This is a genomic window from Pseudomonas sp. BNK-44-b, from assembly GCF_047456245.1.
Classification (GTDB): Bacteria; Pseudomonadota; Gammaproteobacteria; order Pseudomonadales; family Pseudomonadaceae; genus Aquipseudomonas; species Aquipseudomonas machongensis.
This window is the reverse complement of the sequence record NZ_CP179908.1, coordinates 4,504,071-4,523,598: the sequence shown is the minus strand read 5'-3', so window position 1 is coordinate 4,523,598 and position 19,528 is coordinate 4,504,071. Positions and strand designations below refer to the sequence as shown.

14 protein-coding genes and 2 pseudogenes are annotated in these 19,528 nt (G+C 65.4%); 5 read left to right on the top strand and 11 right to left on the bottom strand.

All coding sequences use genetic code 11. The features are described 5' to 3' along the window. The first annotated feature begins 60 nt into the window (after window positions 1–60). Both ACMGGG_RS20630 and ACMGGG_RS20625 read left to right on the top strand, forming a co-directional pair. Window positions 61–504, top strand: a complete 444-nt coding sequence (locus ACMGGG_RS20630) for a TadE/TadG family type IV pilus assembly protein (RefSeq protein WP_063546264.1) — start codon at window positions 61–63, stop codon at window positions 502–504. Next, window positions 501–3,140 carry an ATP-binding protein gene (locus ACMGGG_RS20625; protein ID WP_414154337.1) on the top strand — a complete coding sequence of 880 codons (2,640 nt, stop codon included), beginning with the start codon at window positions 501–503 and terminating at the stop codon, window positions 3,138–3,140. The genes ACMGGG_RS20630 and ACMGGG_RS20625 overlap by 4 nt, the downstream gene beginning before the upstream one ends. On the opposite strand, the gene ACMGGG_RS20620 is transcribed toward ACMGGG_RS20625, so the two are convergent. The 7 genes from ACMGGG_RS20620 to ACMGGG_RS20590 form a co-directional block, all read right to left on the bottom strand. Beyond that, window positions 3,125–5,089, bottom strand: a complete 1,965-nt coding sequence (locus tag ACMGGG_RS20620; protein ID WP_414154336.1) for a pilus assembly protein TadG-related protein — start codon at window positions 5,087–5,089, stop codon at window positions 3,125–3,127. The genes ACMGGG_RS20625 and ACMGGG_RS20620 overlap by 16 nt on opposite strands. A gap of 253 nt (window positions 5,090–5,342) precedes the next feature. Further along, window positions 5,343–5,903, bottom strand: a complete 561-nt coding sequence (locus ACMGGG_RS20615; RefSeq protein ID WP_054895201.1) for a DUF4136 domain-containing protein — start codon at window positions 5,901–5,903, stop codon at window positions 5,343–5,345. Between the two features lie 18 nt (window positions 5,904–5,921). Continuing rightward, window positions 5,922–6,554, bottom strand: a complete 633-nt coding sequence (locus ACMGGG_RS20610) for a DUF4136 domain-containing protein (protein ID WP_151926126.1) — start codon at window positions 6,552–6,554, stop codon at window positions 5,922–5,924. A gap of 22 nt (window positions 6,555–6,576) precedes the next feature. Continuing rightward, the gene (locus ACMGGG_RS20605) at window positions 6,577–7,326 is read right to left on the bottom strand and encodes a methyltransferase domain-containing protein (protein WP_414154335.1); all 750 of its coding nucleotides are present in this window, start codon (window positions 7,324–7,326) and stop codon (window positions 6,577–6,579) included. After that, complete coding sequence (locus ACMGGG_RS20600; protein ID WP_054895198.1) at window positions 7,323–7,628, bottom strand: MazG-like family protein; 306 nt, start codon at window positions 7,626–7,628, stop codon at window positions 7,323–7,325. Before ACMGGG_RS20600 ends, ACMGGG_RS20605 begins: the two co-directional genes overlap by 4 nt. A gap of 110 nt (window positions 7,629–7,738) precedes the next feature. Next, on the bottom strand, window positions 7,739–8,590 hold the full coding sequence (locus ACMGGG_RS20595; RefSeq protein WP_414154334.1) for a MaoC family dehydratase: 852 nt from the start codon (window positions 8,588–8,590) through the stop codon (window positions 7,739–7,741). A 2-nt stretch (window positions 8,591–8,592) separates the two neighbouring features. Further along, entirely contained in the window at window positions 8,593–9,945 is a 1,353-nt protein-coding gene (locus ACMGGG_RS20590; RefSeq protein ID WP_414154333.1) for a 3-oxoacyl-ACP reductase, read from the bottom strand. A 162-nt stretch (window positions 9,946–10,107) separates the two neighbouring features. Here ACMGGG_RS20590 and ACMGGG_RS20585 point away from each other — a divergent pair, with 162 nt between their 5' ends. The 3 genes from ACMGGG_RS20585 (at window position 10,108) to ACMGGG_RS20575 (ending at window position 14,499) form a co-directional block, all read left to right on the top strand. After that, complete coding sequence (locus ACMGGG_RS20585; protein ID WP_414154332.1) at window positions 10,108–11,385, top strand: acetyl-CoA C-acetyltransferase; 1,278 nt, start codon at window positions 10,108–10,110, stop codon at window positions 11,383–11,385. A gap of 39 nt (window positions 11,386–11,424) precedes the next feature. Next, window positions 11,425–12,213 carry an AraC family transcriptional regulator gene (locus ACMGGG_RS20580; RefSeq protein ID WP_054895195.1) on the top strand — a complete coding sequence of 263 codons (789 nt, stop codon included), beginning with the start codon at window positions 11,425–11,427 and terminating at the stop codon, window positions 12,211–12,213. A 150-nt stretch (window positions 12,214–12,363) separates the two neighbouring features. Beyond that, a complete protein-coding gene (locus tag ACMGGG_RS20575) occupies window positions 12,364–14,499 on the top strand; it encodes an autotransporter outer membrane beta-barrel domain-containing protein (RefSeq protein ID WP_414154331.1) in 2,136 nt (711 codons plus the stop codon). Window positions 14,500–14,542: 43 nt separating this feature from the next. On the opposite strand, the pseudogene ACMGGG_RS20570 reads toward ACMGGG_RS20575, so the two are convergent. The 4 genes and pseudogenes from ACMGGG_RS20570 to ACMGGG_RS20555 all read right to left on the bottom strand — a co-directional run. Continuing rightward, a pseudogene (locus ACMGGG_RS20570) lies at window positions 14,543–15,139 on the bottom strand (methyl-accepting chemotaxis protein); the annotation flags it as partial. Window positions 15,140–15,400: 261 nt separating this feature from the next. Continuing rightward, window positions 15,401–16,333, bottom strand: a pseudogene (locus ACMGGG_RS20565) (cache domain-containing protein); the annotation flags it as partial. Between the two features lie 346 nt (window positions 16,334–16,679). Beyond that, a complete protein-coding gene (gene cueR / locus ACMGGG_RS20560) occupies window positions 16,680–17,084 on the bottom strand; it encodes a Cu(I)-responsive transcriptional regulator (RefSeq protein WP_414154330.1) in 405 nt (134 codons plus the stop codon). Further along, complete coding sequence (locus tag ACMGGG_RS20555) at window positions 17,081–19,483, bottom strand: heavy metal translocating P-type ATPase (RefSeq protein WP_414154329.1); 2,403 nt, start codon at window positions 19,481–19,483, stop codon at window positions 17,081–17,083. Before ACMGGG_RS20555 ends, cueR begins: the two co-directional genes overlap by 4 nt. Window positions 19,484–19,528 lie beyond the last annotated feature (45 nt).

Below are 19,528 nucleotides of genomic sequence, written 5' to 3'. Positions count from 1 at the left end.
CTATTCGTTGAACGGGTTCTATGCTGTCACTCAGGACTTCTAGTCAGGGTAGACGTGAACATGCGAGCAAGCTTGGCAGTACGGCAAAAAGGCGCGGCAGCCATCGAGTTTGTCGCAGTCTTCATGATCTTTTTCGCGGTGTTCTACGGATTGGTCAGCTACAGCCTGCCGATGCTCATGCTGCAGTCGTTCAATCAGGCCAGCAGCGAGGCGGTACGGCGCTGCGTGGCGCTGGACCCGAACAGCGCGACCTATGCCAGCGATGTGCAGAACCTGGCGCGCCAGGTGATCGCCCAGCAACTGAGCTGGATGCCCGCTGCGCTGGACTTTCAGCCCGCCACCGATGCACGGATCGTACTGGCCCCCGGCAACCTGCTGACCGTGACCATCGACTACCCGAAAAACAAACTGACCAATGTCATGCCGGTGCTGGTGCTGCCGTTGATCGGCGAAGTGCCGCGGCTGCCCCAGCGCTTGCAGGCCCAAGCGAGCCTGCAACTGTGAGCGGCGTTTTCGATCGCTGGTTGGGTGGCCAGACATCGGTGGCCGAGGCGCCGTTGGCGGTCGGTCTGCAGGTGTGGCTCGACGAGCAGGGTGAGGTGCTGCGCTTGTCTGGCCCGCTGCGTACCCTGTTGGCCATGCCGCCCCAGCATGCCAGACGGGTGCAGGATTACCTGCAGCACCATAGCTGGCTGGTGCTCGAAGGTGATCCCGCCGATTGGCAGGGACAGCCGCTGGATCTGGATTTTCGTACCGTGTACGGCCATGCACTGCACACCCGTGGCTGGCTGCAACGACAGGCCGAGGGCTGGCTGCTGCAGTTGTTCGATATCGGCGACCTGGTGCGCGCGCACGACTACGAGGGGCAGCGCTTGAGCCTGCAGCGCCTGGCTGGCGACATCGGCCGAGCGGTACGCGACTGCGGCGAGGAGCGCCTGGCGCAGGTGACCGGCGAGCAGTTGCAGCGCCTGGTCGAGTACTGGCAGGCCGATTCGGTGCGGCTGATGCTGCTGGAGGCCGGCGTCTGGCGCAGCCATGCCGACAGTGGCGATGACTGGCCCTGGGCCGATGACGGGCAACTGCGGCCGTGGCTTGAAAAGTATGCGCTACGGGGCGAGCTCGATGCGTCCGAGCGCTACGAATTGCAGGTCTTGTGCGGCGGCTTGCCGGTGTCGCTGCTGCCCTATCGGCTGGGGCCGGACATCCAGGCCTGCCTGCTGTGCGTGGCGAGCGGGGCGCCGCCTGTACACGAGGCGGGAGAGCGGCTCTTGCAGGCGTTGCTGGACCCGTTGCTGGCGCGTCTTCGACAGCGCCAGTTGCAGCGCAGCGACCAGCACCTCGACGCGCTGCAGCGGCAGTTGGGCGCCGGTTGGTGGGAGTGGCCATTGCAGGGGCCGCTGCAGTTGGACCCAGCGTTGGCGGCGAGTTTCGACCTGCCGCGTGAAATCACCGTCGAGCAATGGCTGGCGCGAGTGCACCCGGCGGATCGCGAGGCCGCGCAGCTGGCGCTCGAGCAACTGCGTGAAGGTCGTGCCCTGAGTCTCAGCCTGCGCCTGCAGGAGCACGCCCCGCAGATCAGTCCGCGTTGGCTGCACTGGGTGGGGCAGATGCAGGGTCGCCAGGTCCGCGGTTTTTTACTCGACATCAGTGCGCTCAAGGCTCAGGAGCTGCAGGCTGGCGCCGCCCGTGCACGGCTGGAGAACCTGATCGCCAGCTCGCCGGCCGTGATCTATATCCAGCGCTATGCCGAGGGCGCGCTGCACAGCGAGTTCTTCAGCGCCAGCCTGGCCCCGATGCTGGGCTGGCACAGCGACAGCGAACAGGCTCGTCAGCCGGGGCTGGCAGTGCACCCTGACGACCGCAGCCTGTGGCTGGAGCGCACGCGCACACTGCTGCGCGATGGCCAGGCGCGCTGCCGCTACCGCCTGCGCGACCAGTCGGGTGGCTATCACTGGGTACTCGATGAAGCCCGTCTGCTGCGCGACGACCTCGGCCAGCCCGTGGAGGTGGTCGGGCTGTGGCTGGACGTCAGCGAGGCGACCGAGGCTGCCGAGCGCGTGCGCCACAGCGAGGAGCGTTATCGAGTGCTGGTGGAGGATTCGCCGGCGATGATCTGCCGCTATCGTCCAGATCTCGAACTCCTGTTCGGTAATCGTCCGCTGGCTGACCACCTGGAGTGTGCGCCGGAGCAACTTGCCGGCATGAACCTTGGCCAGTGGATGTCCGACGCGCAACGCAGTGCGTTCCAGCAGCGCCTGGCAACGTTGACTCCTGAGCAGCCCTTGAGCAGCGCGGAGATCTGTCTGCAACTGCCGGGGCGGGAAAACGCCTGGTGGGTGTGGGCTGACCGCGGCCTGTTCGACGCGCAGGGGCGGCTCCAGGAGATCCAGGCGGTGGGGCGTGACAACACCGAGGTACGACGCAGCCAGCGCCAGTTGCTGCAGGGCGCGAAGATGGCGACGCTCGGTGAGCTGGCGACCGGGCTGGTGCATGAGATCAATCAGCCGCTGAACGTGATGCGCATGGCCGTGGCCAATACCTTGAAGCGTCTGGAGAACGGCGCGGCGGATACCGATTACCTGACCGACAAGCTGCACCGCATCGAGGCGCAGGTGGAGCGGGCGGCGCGGCTGGTGGAGCACATGCGCGTTTATGGCCGTCGCTCTGAACTGGAGCGTCAGGCATTCGTGGCCTGGGACGCGGTGGAAGGTGCGGCCGCGTTGCTGGCCGAGGGGCTTCGGGGCAAGGGTGTGGCCTTGCATATCGTGGCGCCCGAGTCGGCGTTGACGGTGCTGGGGCATCAGGACCAGCTCGAGCAGGTGTTGATCAACCTGATGATCAATGCCCGCGACGCGTTGCTCGAACGCCAAGCCCTGGCGCCGGCCATACGGGTCAGCCAACAGCGGGTCGAGGGGCGCGTCTGCCTGCAGGTCGAGGACAACGCGGGCGGCATCGACCCGCGCCTGCTCGGGCGCATCTTCGAGCCCTTCTTCACCACCAAGCCCGCGGGTGTCGGCACGGGGCTCGGGCTTTCGGTGAGTCATGGCATCGTCGAGGCCATGGGCGGCAGCCTCGAGGTGCGCAACGGCCCGGACGGCGCGTGCTTCTGGATACTGCTGCCGCTCTACAGTGCCAGTTGAGCGCGGCCTGTCGAGCAACTGAGGTTGGCGCCGACTTCGGCGTTGACCAGGTCGACGCCCAGCACTTTCAGCAGCACGTTCAGCAAGGGGTCGAGCAGCGGGCTGAGCAGGCCTTTGATCAGCGGCTCGAGTATCGCCTTGACGCCATCGAGCACCCCACCCACGAGCACCAGCACCTGGCCCAGACCGCTGTTATTGGCGGTCGGCCGGTAGGCCTCCAACTGAATGCCCAGCAGGGTGTCGCTGAGGCTGCCGACCACGTTGTCGTTGGCGCTTCTCATGGGTAGATAGGCAGGTTGGAGACCGATGTTCGGCGGTACGCTGTCGGGGGCCTGGAAGGTCAGCGCGCGCTCCTGGGCGCCGCTGCCCAGCACCTTGCTGTCCACCCGCAGGCCGATGCCGCCGCCGACGAAGGGGATGCGCTCCTCGCACTGGCCGAGCGGCAGGATCAAAAGCCGGGTGCAGCGCTTGGTGCCGATGTCGATCAGGGGCAGCGCCTTCACCGCAGTGGTGCCGTTGGTGAAGAACTCATCCGGTGAGGCGAACTGGCCCACCGCGATCTTGACCGCCGAGCTCTGGTTGCGGGTGGTCAGGCGCTTGGGTGAGCAACTGAAGGTATCGGGGGCTGCAGGATTGAGGCGGGTGCTGGCTTCGGCGACTTCCAGGCCGATGTCCAGGTGCAGCTTGCCGGGCACCAGGACGATATCGCTGACCGTACAGGGCACGCCGAGCAGGCAGAGCACCGATTGCACGGTGGCGGCGAGGTTCAGGCTGAGCAGGTTGTTGATCACGTTGGTCAGCGGCGCGGCGAGGTCGAGCACGGCGTTGACCAGGCCGAAGATGCCATCGAGCAAGGGCAGGTCGAGGGAGATCATCGCCCGCACCTGGGCAGTGTGCACACGCAGTTCGTCGGTACGCGGGTCGCCGACCGAGGAGATCTGCTGCGGCTCGATGACCTTCAGGCGAACCCGCCCGTTGACCAGGCCGAGCACGTTGAGCGGCAGGTCGACGTTGGCGGCGCTTTCGCTGGCGGCCAGCTGGATCACCCCTTGCACCAGTTGCAGCAACTGGATGCTGGCATCCAGGCCGGCCTGGGCGGTGCCGTTCTGGATGTCGAGGATATCGCCCAGGCGCACCAGCGTGCCGTTGCCGGCCCCCAGGGCGACCTTGCCCAGGTTGGTCACCACCTCCAGCGCCGCACCGCTTTGTTGCAACACCTTGACCGCTGCCTGCAGCAGTTGGGTGGCGGTGGCGTTGGCGTTGAGCAACTGCTTGTAGTCGCCGACCGTGAGGTTGAGGTCGACTGCCAGTTGATCGAGATAGCTGAGCAACTTGATGTCTGTGGCGGCGATGCCTTTCCAGCCGGCGAGGTCCAGCTGCACACCACCACCGAGGGCGCCGAGCAGGGCGTTGAGCAGTACCGACTGGCGCGAATCGACCGTGGCCAGGGTGGTGCGGATGCTGAGCATCGCCTGCGGCGGCAGTGGCGCCGAGGCGACAGCGTGGGCCTGCAGGGTGGTGGTCAGCGGCACGCCGTTGCCCTGGACCAGGGCATACACCCCCGCCGCGACACTGGTGGTGACGGTGTTGCTGACATCGACCCGGATCGCTTCGTTGCGGTTGTCGTCGCGGGTAAAGCTGCGCAGGCTGTTGGCGCCGGTCTGCACGTAGCCGCAACTGGCCTGCAGCGGGTTGCCGGGGGCGTGCCCGTTGCGGGTGGCTGCATTGCGGGCGATGGCATTGGCCTGTGGGCCGGTGCCGATGCACACGGCGAACTGCCCGGCGGCTTCCAGCGCAGCCATGTCGGCGATGCGCTGCAGCTTGCGTTGTTCGAGGTAGAGCCGCCCACTGTCGATTGCCAGCAACAGGAACAGCAGGGCCATACCGAGGGTGATCACGGCCATCAGGCCGATCGCGCCGCGTTGGCGCGCAGCGGAAGAGGAAACCACGGGCACTCCTTTGCAGGCCGAAGGCCAGGCATCGCGATTGCGATTACAGGAGTGTAGTCAGGGTGATGGCATCTTGCCTTTTCTCTGCCTTCACGCCGCCCGGTTGTAGGAGCGGGCTTGCCCGCGAAAAAAACACCGCGCTGCCTGGCACGGGCTACGCCCGTGTTCGCGGGACCAGCCCGCTCCCACAGGGATTGGGCTGGTCTTTAGATTTTGAGCAAGACAGTTGCTCCTACAGATAGGGCGTCGGGTCTCAACGCGGTGGGTAGTTGCTCATCACCTGGGTCACTGTCTTCTGGATCGCGGCATTGCGCTCCTGCGGGCTTGGCGGGTAACTGTTCATGATCTGCTCGGCACTGCCGCGCCAGACCAACTTGCCGTCACGGCCATCGAACAGGTCGACCTGGATGGTCGCCACCTTGTAGTCGACGCTACGGGTCTCGTTGTACATCGGCCCCCCCCAGTAACCGCCCCAGTAGCCACCCCAGGCCCCGCCATAGTTGGTGGTGACCTGCTGCTGGCGGTCTTCGACGATCAGGTAGGCGCGCACTTTCACATCGGGCCGGGCGCTGCCTTGTGCCGGACGCAGGCCGCGCTGGTCGAGCTGGTCGGCCACGGCCTGGCGGATGCGCTGCTCGGTGAGATCGCTCTTGATCCGCGGATCGTCCGGGCGGTATTGCAGGGCCGGCTCCTGCCAGGCCCAGCTGCGGTAGGCGGCGAAGTCACGGCTGGCATCGAAATCCTGGGTGACGTTGTTGCTGGAGCAGGCGGCGACCAGCAGCGCGAAGGACAGCAGAACGAGGCGGCGCAACATGATGATTCTCCTGACGCGTTAACTGGGAGGGTACCCACTGAGGGCCTTGCGTACCGACTCGCGCAAGGCGTTTTCACGGTCGCGCGGCGAACCTTTTTCGCTGCCGCTTTCGGCGCTGGCACTCCACACCGGCTGGCCGTTGCGGGCATCGAACAGGTCGATGCGCACCACCATCACCTCGACTTCGTAGGTGCGCACGATCGGTACGCTGCCGTAGGCACCATAGCCGTTGCGGTAGCCGCCATAGCCGATGCCGCCGTAGGGGGCGGGGCCGTAGTAGGGATCGTAGTCGTAATCGCGGACCTGGCGCAGGCGACGTTCCAGACGCAGGTTCGCGCTGACCAGCAGATCGCCGCTGGCGCCGCGTGCCGGGCGCAGGCCATGCTGGTCGAGCGCACCGCTGATGGCATCGGCCAGTTGCGCGGGATCGGCATTGGCACTGCCGCTGGGTAACTGGCCGTTGCGCCAGCTCCAGCTGCGATAGCGCCCATAGTCGCGTGGCGCGGCCGGGTAGGCGCTGGCATCGAAGGTGGTCGCAGCCTGGGGCGGTGCCGGTGGCAGTGGCCGGGAACTGGCGACATAGGGATTGCTGCTCTGGCACGCCGCCAGGGCGAAGGAAAGCAAGGCCAGGCACAACAGACGGTACGGCATGTATTCCTCCCGGCAGGCGAGATCAGCGTGGGCGACAGGTCCAGTGCAGGTAACGGCCGAGCCCGGCGAAGCTCGGATGACGGCGGTGGGCCAATTCCATTTCCAGCAGGTCGAGCAGCTCGGCCTTGTCCTGGAATTCCTTGGGCATGTAATCGTGGAAAACCCTGACCCCACTCTCGCTTTCGACCTGCCACATGGGTTCAAGTTGCGTGCGCAGTTCTCGCGGATCAAGAGGTTTTTGCGGGGTGAGACTCTGTTTTTCGCCGGCCAGGCGGTCGCTGCGCAGCTTGCGGAAGTGACCCTTGAGCAAGTTGCGGTAGACCAGCGCATCGCGGTTGTAGAACGCCAGCGACAGCCAGCCGCCCGGTGTGGTCAGCTGGTGCAGCACCGGCAGGATGCTGTGTGGTTCGGCCAGCCATTCGAGCACGGCGTGGCACAGCACCACATCGAAGGGCTCGGTGAGCTGACCGAGCAGGTCCTGCCAGGGCGCCTGGATGAAGGTGGCGGGTTGGTTGGCCTCGGCGAAGCGCGCGCGGGCGCCGTCGAGCATCGGCGCGGCGGGCTCGGCCAGGGTTACCTGGTGCCCGCGCTGTGCCAGCCACAGCGCCATGTGGCCCAGACCCGCGCCGATATCGAGGATGCGCAGGGGGCGGTCGGGCAGGCTTTCGGCGAGGTCCGCCTGCAGCACCGCCAGGCGGATCGCGCCTTTGGCACCGCCGTAGATCTTCTCGGCGAAGCGGCTGGCCAGCTCATCGAAATGACGGTCGTTCATCGGGCGAAGCGCCTCTCGCTGTCGGCGAGCTTGGCCCGCACCACGGTTTCCATGTCCAGCCCCAGCTCGCTGCACAGCAGCAACAGATAGAGCACCACGTCGCCGACTTCCTGGCCGGCATGGGCGAGCTGCTCGGGAGCGAGCTGGCGTGACTGGTCTTCACTCAGCCACTGGAAGATTTCCACCAGCTCGGCCATCTCGACGCTGGCGGCCATGGCCAGGTTCTTCGGGCTGTGGAAGCCGCGCCAGTCGTTGTTGTCGCGGATCCGGTGCAGGCGGTCGGTCAGTTCTTGCAGGTTCATCGAGGGCTCTCCTTCTGGCGCATAGCTTCGGGGGCGCCAGGGAGCAAATCAAGTGAATTGGCGGCCATTGTTGAAGCCGAGGCAGAGGCCCTGGCGCGTGCTTGATTTGGTTACAGGGCGCTCCATTTGCCGGTCATGTGCAGCAGGCCCCCGTGCCCGGTCAGATTCAGTTGCCCTTGCTGCCCAGCGGCAGTCGCGCCGAGTACCACCTCCGAGGGCAGGCGCACCGGCTTGTGGAAGTCCACCGCGAACTCATAGCCCGCCACCGGCAGGTGCCCGCGCAGTGCCGCCAGCGCCATGGCCTTGTTCCACATGCCGTGGGCGATGGCCTTGGGGAAGCCGAACAGCCGGGCACTCGCCGCGCTCAGGTGGATGGGGTTGTAGTCGCCGCACACCTTGGCGTAGCGGCGGCCGATATCGCTGTCGGCATACCAGCGCGTCACTTCCGGCGTTTCGATGGCTGGCTCGTCGTCGTCCTCGTGCGTTTCGCCTTCGAGCTTCAGCCCCCGCACCAGCATGCGGCTGGTTTCGCGCCAGAGCAGACCCAGCCCGTCCTGGGCCTCGGTGACCAGGTCGAAGGTGCCACCCTTGGGATGTGCCTGCAGGTTGTCGGCATGCACGGCAAAACGTAGGCCTTCGATGGCGCCCAACGGGCGCAGCACCTGGATCTCGTTGTGCAGGTGCACCAGCCCGAGCAGGGGGAAGGGAAAGTCGCTGGCGGTCAGCAGTTGCAACTGCAGGTTGAACGCGATCACGTGCGGATAGGTGGGCGGCAGGCGACCATCGTCGCTGAAGTGGCACAGGCGACGATAAGCCGCAAGGTTTGTCGGGTCGACCCGCAGGAAACAACGCAGGCCACCTGTGGGCAGGCGGTCGCCACTGATCTTGCGCTTGCCGAGCGCTCGCAGGTAAAGCCGGGTGCGAGTATCGGGGGTGTGCAGGTCCTGCCATGTCCGGTTCATGTTCATGCCCCCATCAGTGCTTGCCCGCAGACGCGCAGGTACTGGCCGCTGACCGCACCAGTGCCGGGCTGGGCGAGCCAGGCGACAGCCTCGGCGACGTCTTGTGGGCGTCCGCCCTGGCCCAGCGAACTCAGGCGACGGCCAGCCTCGCGCAGACCCATGGGCATGGCGGCGGTCATGTGGGTTTCGATGAAGCCGGGTGCCACTGCGTTGATGCTGATGCCGTGCGCACCGAGTTTAGGCGCCCATGCCTGGGCGAAACCGATCAGGCCGGCCTTGCTCGCGGCGTAGTTGGCCTGGCCCCGGTTACCGGCGATGCCACTGACCGAGGCGAGCAACACGATGCGCGCGTTGTCGTGCAACTGGCCGGCGTCGAGCAGGGCCTGGGTCAGTACCTGGGGAGCCTTGAGGTTCACTGCCATGACCGCGTCCCAGTATTCCGGGGTCATGTTGACGAGGGTCTTGTCGCGGGTAATGCCGGCGTTGTGCACCACGATGTCGATGCCCTCAGGTAACCCTTCGAGCAGTTTGGCCGAGGCATCGCTGGCGCAAATGTCCAGGGCCAGGGCGTGGCCGCCGATACGTGCGGCGAGGGCATCGAGGTCCTTCTGCGCGGGCGGCACGTCCAGCAGGATCACCTCGGCGCCGTCACGGGCGAGGGTTTCGGCGATGGATGCACCAATGCCGCGGGCAGCCCCGGTGACCAATGCGCGTTTGCCTGCCAGCGGTCGCGTCCAGTCCTGCACCTGGCTTGCACAGGCTTCAAGACGTAGCACCTGGCCGGAAATGAACGCGCTCTTGGGTGAAAGGAAGAACCGCAGCGCGCCTTCGAGCTGATCCTCCGCGCCGGACGCGACATACAGCAGTTGCGCCGTTGCGCCGTTGCGCAGCTCCTTGGCCAGCGAGCGGCTGAAGCCTTCAAGGGCGCGCTGGGCGACGCTGGCCTGGGGCGCTTCGACCTGCTCAGGGGGGCGCCCGAGGATCACTACGTGGGCACAGGGTGCCAGGCTGCGCAGCAGCGGCTGGAAGAATTCGCGCAACTGCCGAAGCTCGTCGCTGTCGGACAGATGACTGGCATCGAACACCACCGCCTTGAGTTTCGGGCCGAGCCCGGCGACCCAGGCGGGAGCCTCGAGGTCTTCGCCGGCAAAGCTGTAGCGCTCGTCGGTGAGTGCCGGGGCGATGGCTTCGACCTTGCGTACCAGCGGCCCGCCGCCCAGCACCAGCGCGCCTTCGATCGGGCGCAGGCGTCCGGCCTGCCAGCGCTCCAGCGGCGCCGGGCGCGGCAGGCCGAGGGCATCGACCAGGCGGCGGCCGAGGTTGGAGTTGGCAAAGCCGAGATAGCGGTCACTCATGGTGCGGGTCTCCCTGAAGGCAAGCATGCAAGTGTGGACCATGTTTGTGGCAAGGTCGTTCGAATGCGGCAAAAACGCCTAGGCTGTAGCCAACCTAGCCGAAGTGACAGGCCTTGAGCTCGTCATCCAATCGGATCAAATTGTTTCAGGAGGAATCAGCGCATGCATTCACCTCGACGGGTCGCGATCCTGGGAGGCAACCGTATTCCCTTCGCCCGCTCCAATGGCGCCTACGCCACCGCCAGCAACCAGGCGATGCTCACTGCCACTCTCGAAGGCCTGGTGGAGCGTTACCGCCTGCATGGCCAGCGCCTGGGCGAGGTGGTGGCGGGGGCGGTGCTCAAGCATTCGCGGGACATGAACCTGACCCGCGAGTGTGTGCTCGGTTCACGCCTGTCGCCGCAAACCCCTGCCTACGATATCCAGCAAGCCTGTGGCACGGGCCTTGAGGCGGCGCTGCTGGTGGCCAACAAGATCGCTCTAGGGCAGATCGACAGTGGTATTGCTGGCGGCGTGGATACCACCTCGGACGCGCCGATTGCCATCAATGAAGGGCTGCGCCGAGTCTTGCTGCAGGCGAACCGGGGCAAGCAGTTGAGCGAGCGCCTGAAGCCCTTCCTGAAGGTGCGTCCGAGCTTCCTGAAACCTGAGTTTCCACGCAACGGCGAGCCACGCACTGGGCTGTCGATGGGCGAGCACTGCGAGCGCATGGCGCAGACCTGGCAGATCGGCCGTGCCGAACAGGACGAACTGGCACTGCTCAGTCATCGCCATCTGGCTGCGTCCTACACCGAAGGCTGGCACGACGACCTGCTCACGCCCTACCTCGGCCTGACCCGCGACAATAACCTGCGCCCGGACCTCACCCCTGAGCAGTTGACCAAGCTCAGACCGGTGTTCGACAAGGACGCTCAAGGCACCCTGACTGCCGGCAACTCCACACCGCTGACCGATGGCGCCTCGCTGGTGTTGCTGGGCAGCGAGGCATGGGCCGAGGCGCGCGGGTTGCCTGTACTCGCCTATCTGGTCGATGGCGAGACCGCGGCGGTGGACTTCGTCAAAGGCCAGGAGGGGCTGCTGATGGCGCCGGTTCATGCCGTGCCGCGGCTGCTGGCGCGCAATGGCCTGAGCCTGCAGGACTTCGACTACTACGAAATCCACGAGGCCTTCGCGGCCCAGGTGCTGTGCACGCTCAAGGCCTGGGAGGACGAGCGCTACTGTCGCGAGACACTGGGGCTGGAGGGCGCGCTAGGCTCGATTGATCGCAGCAAACTCAACGTCAAGGGTAGCTCGCTTGCGGCAGGGCACCCGTTCGCCGCCACCGGCGGGCGCATTCTGGCCAACATGGCCAAGCTGCTGGCCACGGCGGGCAAGGGGCGCGGTTTGATCTCGATCTGCGCGGCGAGCGGGCAGGGGGTGACCGCGATCGTCGAGCGTTGAGGTGTTAACCTTGTCGGACCCACGACAATAAACAGTGCCATGCAGACCCTCGGACAGATTTCCGCCCCCCGCGCCATCCCCGACCTCGAGCAACTGCCCAGGCCACTCTACGCCCGTGCCGAAAGCCTCGGCGCGGGTTCCTGGACCACCCGCCACCGGCACGATTGGGTGCAGTTTTCCTACGCGATCAGCGGTGTGCTGGGGGTCTACACCAGCGGTGGCAGCTACTTCGCGCCACCGCAGTGGGGGGTATGGATCCCGGCCGGTCTCGAACACGAAGTGGTGACCTCGATGCAGGCCGAGATGCGCAGCCTGTATGTGCGTCGCGATGCCTGTACCTGGGCTGCCGACGAATGCCGGGTACTCGAAGTGACTCCGCTGGCGCGGGAGCTGATCAAGCAGTTCTGCCAGATGCCCGCGTCGTATCCCGAAGGCGACAGCGCCGAGGCGCGCCTGGTAGCCGTCTTGCTCGACCAGTTGCAGGCGTTGCCGCAGGTGGGGTTTTCGCTGCCGCTGCCACGCCATGCCGGGTTGCTCGCACTGTGCAATCAGTTGATCGCCGCGCCAGACCAGGCACAGACCCTGCAGCAATGGGCGCTGCAGTTGGGCTGCTCGGAGAAGACCCTGATGCGCCTGTTTCAGCGCGAAACGGGGCTGAGCTTCCGTAACTGGCGTCAGCGCATGCGGCTGTTGTCATCGCTGGCGTTGCTGGAGGCGGGGGAGAGCGTGACCGATGCAGCACTAGGCTGCGGGTATGACTCGACATCGGCCTATATCGCGGCGTTCAAGCAACTGTTCGGTGCGACGCCTGGGGAGCTTCGTTTCTAGCGACGACCGACCAAGTCTTACCCGGCGTTACTTCGAACGGTTAATGCGAACAACTCGCTTCTCACGTTCAATACGGAACTGTCTGACCGATCTTCCTTTTGCTCCAACGTAACGTCCGCCTCTCGAGCCAATATCCTGAGAGGCATTTCCATGACTGGATCACTGATTTTACTGCGGCGCCATCCGCTGGCGGCAACCCTGACGTTCACCTTGGGCGCAAGTCTGGCTGCCAATGCCGCGGACTTGGGGCCTGGCGAGTTTGCGCAGGTCTCCCCTGGAGACCCTGTCGAGGATTGGCACCTGGGCAGCGGAGCGCGTCTTGACGTGCGCCCGGGCGCCGAGACCGGGCGTATCACTGGATTCGACGGCGGTCAGGTCAACGTCGAGGGAGCCAAGGTGAGTTCGACCGACAGGGCTGCAATCAGCATCGTGGATGGTGCGGTCAACCTGACCAATGCCACGGTAGTCAGCACCGGCTCCATCGGTATGGCCCTTGGAACGCTGGGCGATGACACTTTGACGTCTACGGCAATCTTGAGCGGCAGCAGTGTGCGCGGTGCCACCACTGGGGTGGAGTTGGACTCGGCTGATCTGCACGCGCGCAGTTCGCGCATCCACGGTGACAGAGCAGGTGTTGTACTCAAGGGCGGAACACTTGCGTTGCATGAAGGGACCGTGGTGTCGGGGGGCGTCGGCCTGGAAGTTGGTACACCGGAGTTCTGGCAAAAGGATCTGTCCAATCAGGTCGTTGTTCAAGCAAGTCTGATCGAGGGTCTGCAGGGTAGTGCGGTAGTGGTTCGTGACGCACAGGTGGACATCCGGGTGGCCGACGGAGGCCAACTCAAAGGCGCCAACGGCGTGCTGCTTGAGGTCATCGAGGGGGGCGAGGCCTCGCTTCACGTGAGCAACAGTCGCCTGGAAGGCGACATCCGCGTCGAGCAGGGTGCCAGTGCTGATATCACCCTGGACAATGCGGCGCAGTTACGCGGTCAGCTACATAATGTCCAGCAGTTGCAGATTGGCGCGCAGTCCAGGTGGGAGACGGTAGCGGACGCTCAGGTCGGCGCTCTCGACTTGCGCCAGGGTTCGGTAGTCGTGCAGTCAGGCAGTATTTTGCGAGCCGAGACCTTGCAAGGAGAAGGCACGTTCTGGCTCGACCATGGCCGCTTGCAGATAGACAGTCATGCCAGCGGCAGCTTTGCTTTGCACCTGGCAAGTTCTGGCCATGAGCCACAGGGGCCGGTGGTCGGAATCGGCAGTGGTGATGCGACGTTCGATCTGGCATCCGGCCCGGTCGATGCAGGGGCCTTTGCTCACGAGTTGGTCCGCGAAGGCGACCAGTGGAGTTTGCGGCCACAGGTCGACATGCGGGGCAAGGCGAGACTGAGCAATGCCGGTGAGACGGCGATGGCGTTCGACAGTTCGCTTGAAGCCGCGTCGCAGGTCGAGTCCCGATGGGTTGTCGGACGCCTCGAAAAACTGCGGACCAATGGTGGTTCAGCCGGGTTGTGGATGCATACCGGCACGACCGGCTTTGATGTCGACAGTGCCGTCGGCACCCGCTATACCCAGCGCGTTGGTGGCTTTGCCCTGGGCGCTGATACTTTGCTCGATGATACTTGGCGGGTCGGTGCGGCAGTGGGACTCAGTCATTCGGCGATTGGCCTGCAGCGCGGCTCATCTGCAACACTGAACAGCTACTTCTCCGCGTTGTATGCCGGTTGGGGCGACAACTCCGGTTACTACGGCGATGCTGCGCTCAAGCTCAACCTGTTCGATGGCACCCTCGATGCCCGGGCCCACGATGGACGCAAGGTGTCCGGCAATCGCCGTCAGGGGGGGTATGGGCTCACGCTGGAGACTGGTCGTCGCTTGAGCCTTGATCAAGGTTGGTATGTGCAGCCTTTTGTACAACTGAGTGCCGCGATCGTGCAGGGGCAGCGCAGCAGCTTGAGTAATGGGCTTGAGGTCGAGTCATCCAACCAACACCTGAACATGGGGGCGCTCGGTATCAAGGGGGGGCGCGTCATCGTCTTGAACAATGGTCTGGAACTGTCGACTCATGGCCGCATCGCGGTGATGGACAACCTGGGTGGCACGCGCAGGGTCAGCCTCAACGGTCATGAACTCGACAACAGGTTCAGCAGCGGGCGCACCGAGATGGCATTGGGCGTATCGTCCGAGGTGCTGTCAGGCTGGACAATCAGCACGGAGGTTGAGGCGGCCCGCGGGCGCAATGTTGATCAGCGTTATGGGATCAACCTCGGCCTGAGCCACTCGTTCTGAGTGAGGCGCGCCACACCGAGGGTTGCGGTGTGGCGCGTGAACGTCAGGTCCTGAACCGCCGCACCAACGCATCCAGCTCGTTGGACAACCCTTCCAGGCTCTGGGAGTCCTGCCGCGCTGCTTGCGCAAGCTCGGCCACCAACTGCGCATCGCCGTGAATCTGGCTGATATGCCGATTGATGTCCTCGGCCACCTGGTGCTGCTCTTCGGCGGCGGTGGCGATCTGGGTGTTCATGTCACGGATGATGTCTACCGACTCGCGGATCTGCCCGAAGCTGTCGCGCGCCAGGCCGATGCGGTTGACCGACTGCTGCGACACCTCAAGGCTGGCATGCATCTGCTCGGCCACTTCGGCGGTACGGTTGGCGAGGTTGCCCAGCAGCCCGTCGATCTCGGAGGTGGAGTCGGCGGTGCGCTTGGCCAGGGCGCGGACTTCGTCGGCTACCACGGCAAAGCCACGGCCCTGCTCTCCGGCGCGGGCCGCTTCGATGGCGGCGTTGAGGGCCAGAAGGTTGGTCTGCTCGGCGATCGAGCGGATGGTGCCGAGAATCGACTGGATCGCGTTGCTGTCGCGCTCCAGTTGCTGGATCGACTGCGCCGATTGCTCGATCTCCTGGCTCAGGCGGTCGACGCTCTGTACGGCCGCATCTATCTGCTGTTGCCCTTCGCGTGCCTGTTGCTGACCGCTGTCGGCCGACTGCGCAGCCTGGCTGCAGGAGCGCGCCACTTCGTTGGCGGTGGCGACCATTTCATGGAAGGCGGTGGACACCATGTCCACCGCCTCGCGCTGACGGCCGGCGGCTTCGGCCATGTCGCCGGACACCCGGGTGGAGCTGGCCGAGGTGCTGAGGATCTTGCCGGCGGCGCCGCCGATATGCTGGATCAGGCTGCGAATCGCCCCCAGGAACTGGTTGAACCAGTTGGCCAGTTGCGCGGTTTCGTCGCTGCCTCGCACTTCGAGATTACGGGTCAGGTCGCCTTCGCCCTGGGCGATGTCTTCCAGGCCGCTGGTGACGCTGTTGATCGGCCGGACGATGAGCTTGGCGAAGGCAGCGCCAGCCACGGCGAAGACTGCCGCCAGCACCAGTGCGAGGGTGCCGATCAGCCAGGTCAGGCGGGTGGTGGTCTGCATCACCTCGTCCTGGCGGATCAGGCCGATGAAAGTCCAGCCCAGGCGCTCGTCGGGGTAGATGTTGGCCATGTAGCGCTCGCCGTCGAGTGTCACTTCGGCCAGGCCCTTGCCGGCCTTGGCCAGCTCGGCGTAGCCGCCGCCGAAGCTGTCCAGCTGCTTGAAGTTGTGGCTGGCGTCTCGCGGGTCGACCATGACGTTGCCGTTGTTCTCCATCAGGATCAGGTAGCCGCTGTCACCCAGCTTGATCTGCTTGACGATCTCGGTCAGCCCCTTGAGCGAGACGTCGATGTTGACCACGCCGCCCGGGCTACCGAGCTGGTTGGCCACGGTGCGCACGGTGCTGACCAGCACGGCGTCGTCGCCGGCCCAGTAGTAGGGCGCGGTGCGCAGGGTCTTGCCGGGGCTGGCCATGGCGGCCTGGTACCAGGGGCGGGTGCGTGGGTCGTAGCTGGCCATCTTCGGATCGCCCGGCCAGAACGCATAGCCGCCGTCTTTCACGCCGTAGGACACGTACGCGTAGTCGGGGTGGCTCTGGGCCAGGCGGGTGAACTGGTCGTACAGCGCCTTGTCCTGCTCGCCCAAGGGAATCTGCGCGGCGTCGGCGGCAATGTACTTCTTGAGATTGTCGGCGCTGGCGGTGACCAAGTGCTGGCTGGCGAGGTACTCGACGTTCTGTGCAATGCCCTGGAAGAAGATGTTCATCGCGTTGCCGACCTGGCGGATCTCCCGGCTGCTGCCATCCAGGAAGTCGTCCTGCGCTTCTTCACGCAGGTTCAGTACCACTACGGTGGCGACCAGAACGATGGGCAGGCCGGCAATGACGGCGAAGGCCCAGGTCAATTTTTGCTTGATGTTCATCCACGCTCCCGGAATTTTTCTTGTCGACGCATGAAACTGGTATACAGGGCATCGGCAGGGCGCAGGAATTTCTGAGTGAAACTCCCGTATTTATTGGATGAAACTTGAAATTGAGGTCGGTTCGGCCAGGGATGGCTAATATGGCATACCAAAATACTGCCACGGGCCGTCAGGCAGCCCCCGGCAGCGCTCAGTGGGAGCATTCACCTTCGTTCGCCAGGTCCCTGAGAATCGGGCAGTCGGGGCGATCATCGCCCTGGCAGTGGGCGACCAGTTCGCTCAAGGTATCGCGCAGGCTCACCATCTCCTCGATCCGCCGGTTCAGTTCGTCGATATGCTGTGTCGCCAGCGCCTTGACGTCGGCGCTGGCGCGCTGGCGGTCCTGCCAGAGTGTCAGCAGCCGGGACACTTCTTCCAGGGAAAACCCCAGGTCGCGCGAGCGCTTGATGAACGCCAGGCTGTGCAGGTCTTCCTGCTGGTACAGCCGATAGCCGCTGTCGCTGCGCAGCGCCGGCTTGAGCAGTCCGATGGACTCGTAGTAGCGGATCATCTTGGCGCTGAGCCCGCTGCGCCGGGCGGCTTGGCCGATGTTCATGGCGTCTCCTTCGAAGCGATGCCGGTGGGCTTCCAGGTCTTGAGCCACAAGGCGTTGCTCACCACGCTGACGCTGGAGAGCGCCATGGCCGCGCCAGCCAGAACCGGGTTGAGGAAGCCAAAGGCGGCAAGCGGGATACCGATCAGGTTGTAGATGAACGCCCAGAACAGATTCTGACGGATCTTGGCGTAGGTCTTGTTGCTGATTTCCAGGGCCGCAGGTACCAGGCGAGGGTCGCCGCGCATCAGGGTGATGCCGGCGGCCTGCATTGCTACGTCCGTGCCGCCTCCCATGGCGATGCCGATATCGGCGGCGGCCAGGGCCGGGGCATCGTTGATGCCGTCGCCGACCATGGCCACCACGGCGTTCTGCTTGAGTGCGTTGACGGTGGCCGCTTTGTCGGCTGGCAAGACTTCGGCGTGCACATCATCGATGCCCAGCGCCTCGGCGACCACCTTGGCGCTGCCGCGGTTGTCGCCGGTCAACAGGTGACTGCTGATGCCCTGTGAGCGCAGTGCCGCGATCGCCTGCTCGGCGCCGGGCTTGAGGCTGTCACCAAAGGCGAACAACCCGAGCACGCGGGCATGCGGTGCGCGCTCGATCAACCACGACAACGTGCGACCTTCGGCTTCCCAGGCCTGGGCCTTATCGAGCAGGGCGCCGGGCTCGAGGCCGCTTTCGTCGAGCAGGCGTCGGTTGCCCAGGGCCAATACCCGGCCTTCGACCGTACCGGCGATGCCGCGCCCGGTGAGCGACTGGCTATCGCTTACCAGGGGAATCTCCAGCCCTTGCTCAGCGCCACCATCCAGCACGGCCTTGGCCAGCGGATGCTCGCTGCCGCGTTGCAAGGCTCCGGCCAGGCGCAGCAGGTCGTGTGCATCGCCGACGGCGGCTTCGCTGTGGACGATGCGGGGGCTGCCGGAGGTCAGGGTGCCGGTCTTGTCGAAGACCACGCGATTGACCGCATGGGCTCGCTCCAATGCATCGGCGTCCTTGATCAGGATGCCATGGCTGGCTGCCACACCGGTGCCGGCCATGATCGCCGCTGGTGTGGCCAGGCCCAGAGCGCAAGGGCAGGCGATCACCAGCACGGCCACGGCGTTGATCAGTGCGCTTTCCAGCGGTGCGTCGGCCAGCCACCAGCCGACCAGGGTGATCAAAGCCAGCACCAGCACTGCCGGGACGAACACTTGGCTGACCCGGTCGACCAGCTTCTGGATCGGTGCCTTGGCGGCCTGGGCGTCTTCGACCAGGCGAATGATCCGCGCAAGTACGGTTTCGGTGCCCAGGGCCAGGGTGCGCACCAGCAGGCGTCCTTCACCGTTGATCGCACCGCCTGTGACCTTGTCGCCGGGCTGTTTGGGCACTGGCAAGCTTTCGCCGCTGATCAGCGCTTCGTCGGCGTGACTGCTGCCTTCGATCACCTCGCCGTCGACCGGGAAGCGCTCGCCGGGCTTGACCAGCACCAGATCGTCCAGGCGCAACTGGCTGATCGCTACGTCTTCCTCGCGGCCTTCGACCACGCGCAATGCGCGTTCGGGGCGCAGGGCTTCCAGGGCGCGAATGGCACTGGCGGTCTGGCGCTTGGCACGGCTTTCCAGGTGTTTGCCCAGCAATACCAGGGCGATTACCACGGCCGAGGCTTCGAAATAGAGGTGAGGCTCCATGCCCACGTGGGCCTGCGACCATTCATACAGGCTCAGGCCATAGCCAGCGCTGGTGCCGAGCGCCACCAGCAGGTCCATGTTGCCTGCGCCGGCACGCACGGCTTTCCAGGCGGCCTTGTAGAAGCGTGCGCCGAGGATGAACTGCACCGGTGTCGCCAGTACGAACTGAGCCCAGGCCGGCAGCATCCAATGCAAGCCGAACGGCTGCACCAGCATTGGCAGTACCAGGGGCAAGGCCAGCAGCAGGGCGGCGATCACCGCGAGGCGTTCGTTGCGCAGGCGTCGCTGCGCGTCATGGCGATCGTCGTGGGCGGTACGTGGCAGGCTGGCGCTGTAGCCGGCCTTTTCCACGGCGCCGATCAAGGCGTCGTCGCTGACGCCCTTGAGTACCCTGAGGTGGGCGCGTTCGCTGGCCAGGTTCACGCTGACCTGCTCGACGCCGGACACCTTGCCCAGGGCGCGCTCGACGCGGCCGACACAGCTAGCGCAGGTCATGCCGCCCACCTGAAGTTCAAGGGTGCGGCTCGGCACGCTGTAGCCGGCCTTGCGCACGGCCTCGAGCAGGTCCGGCAGGCTTTCGGCCGGAGCCTGGACCCTGGCCTGTTCGGTGGCAAGGTTGACACTGACCTGTTCGGCGCCGTTGACCTTACGCAGCGCGCGCTCGACGCGGCCGACGCAACTGGCGCAGGTCATGCCGCTGATCGGCAGGTCGAAGGTAGTTGATGCGGACATGGGCTTTCCTCCGTGATCGAGCCTGCAGCATCAAGCTTGCCATGT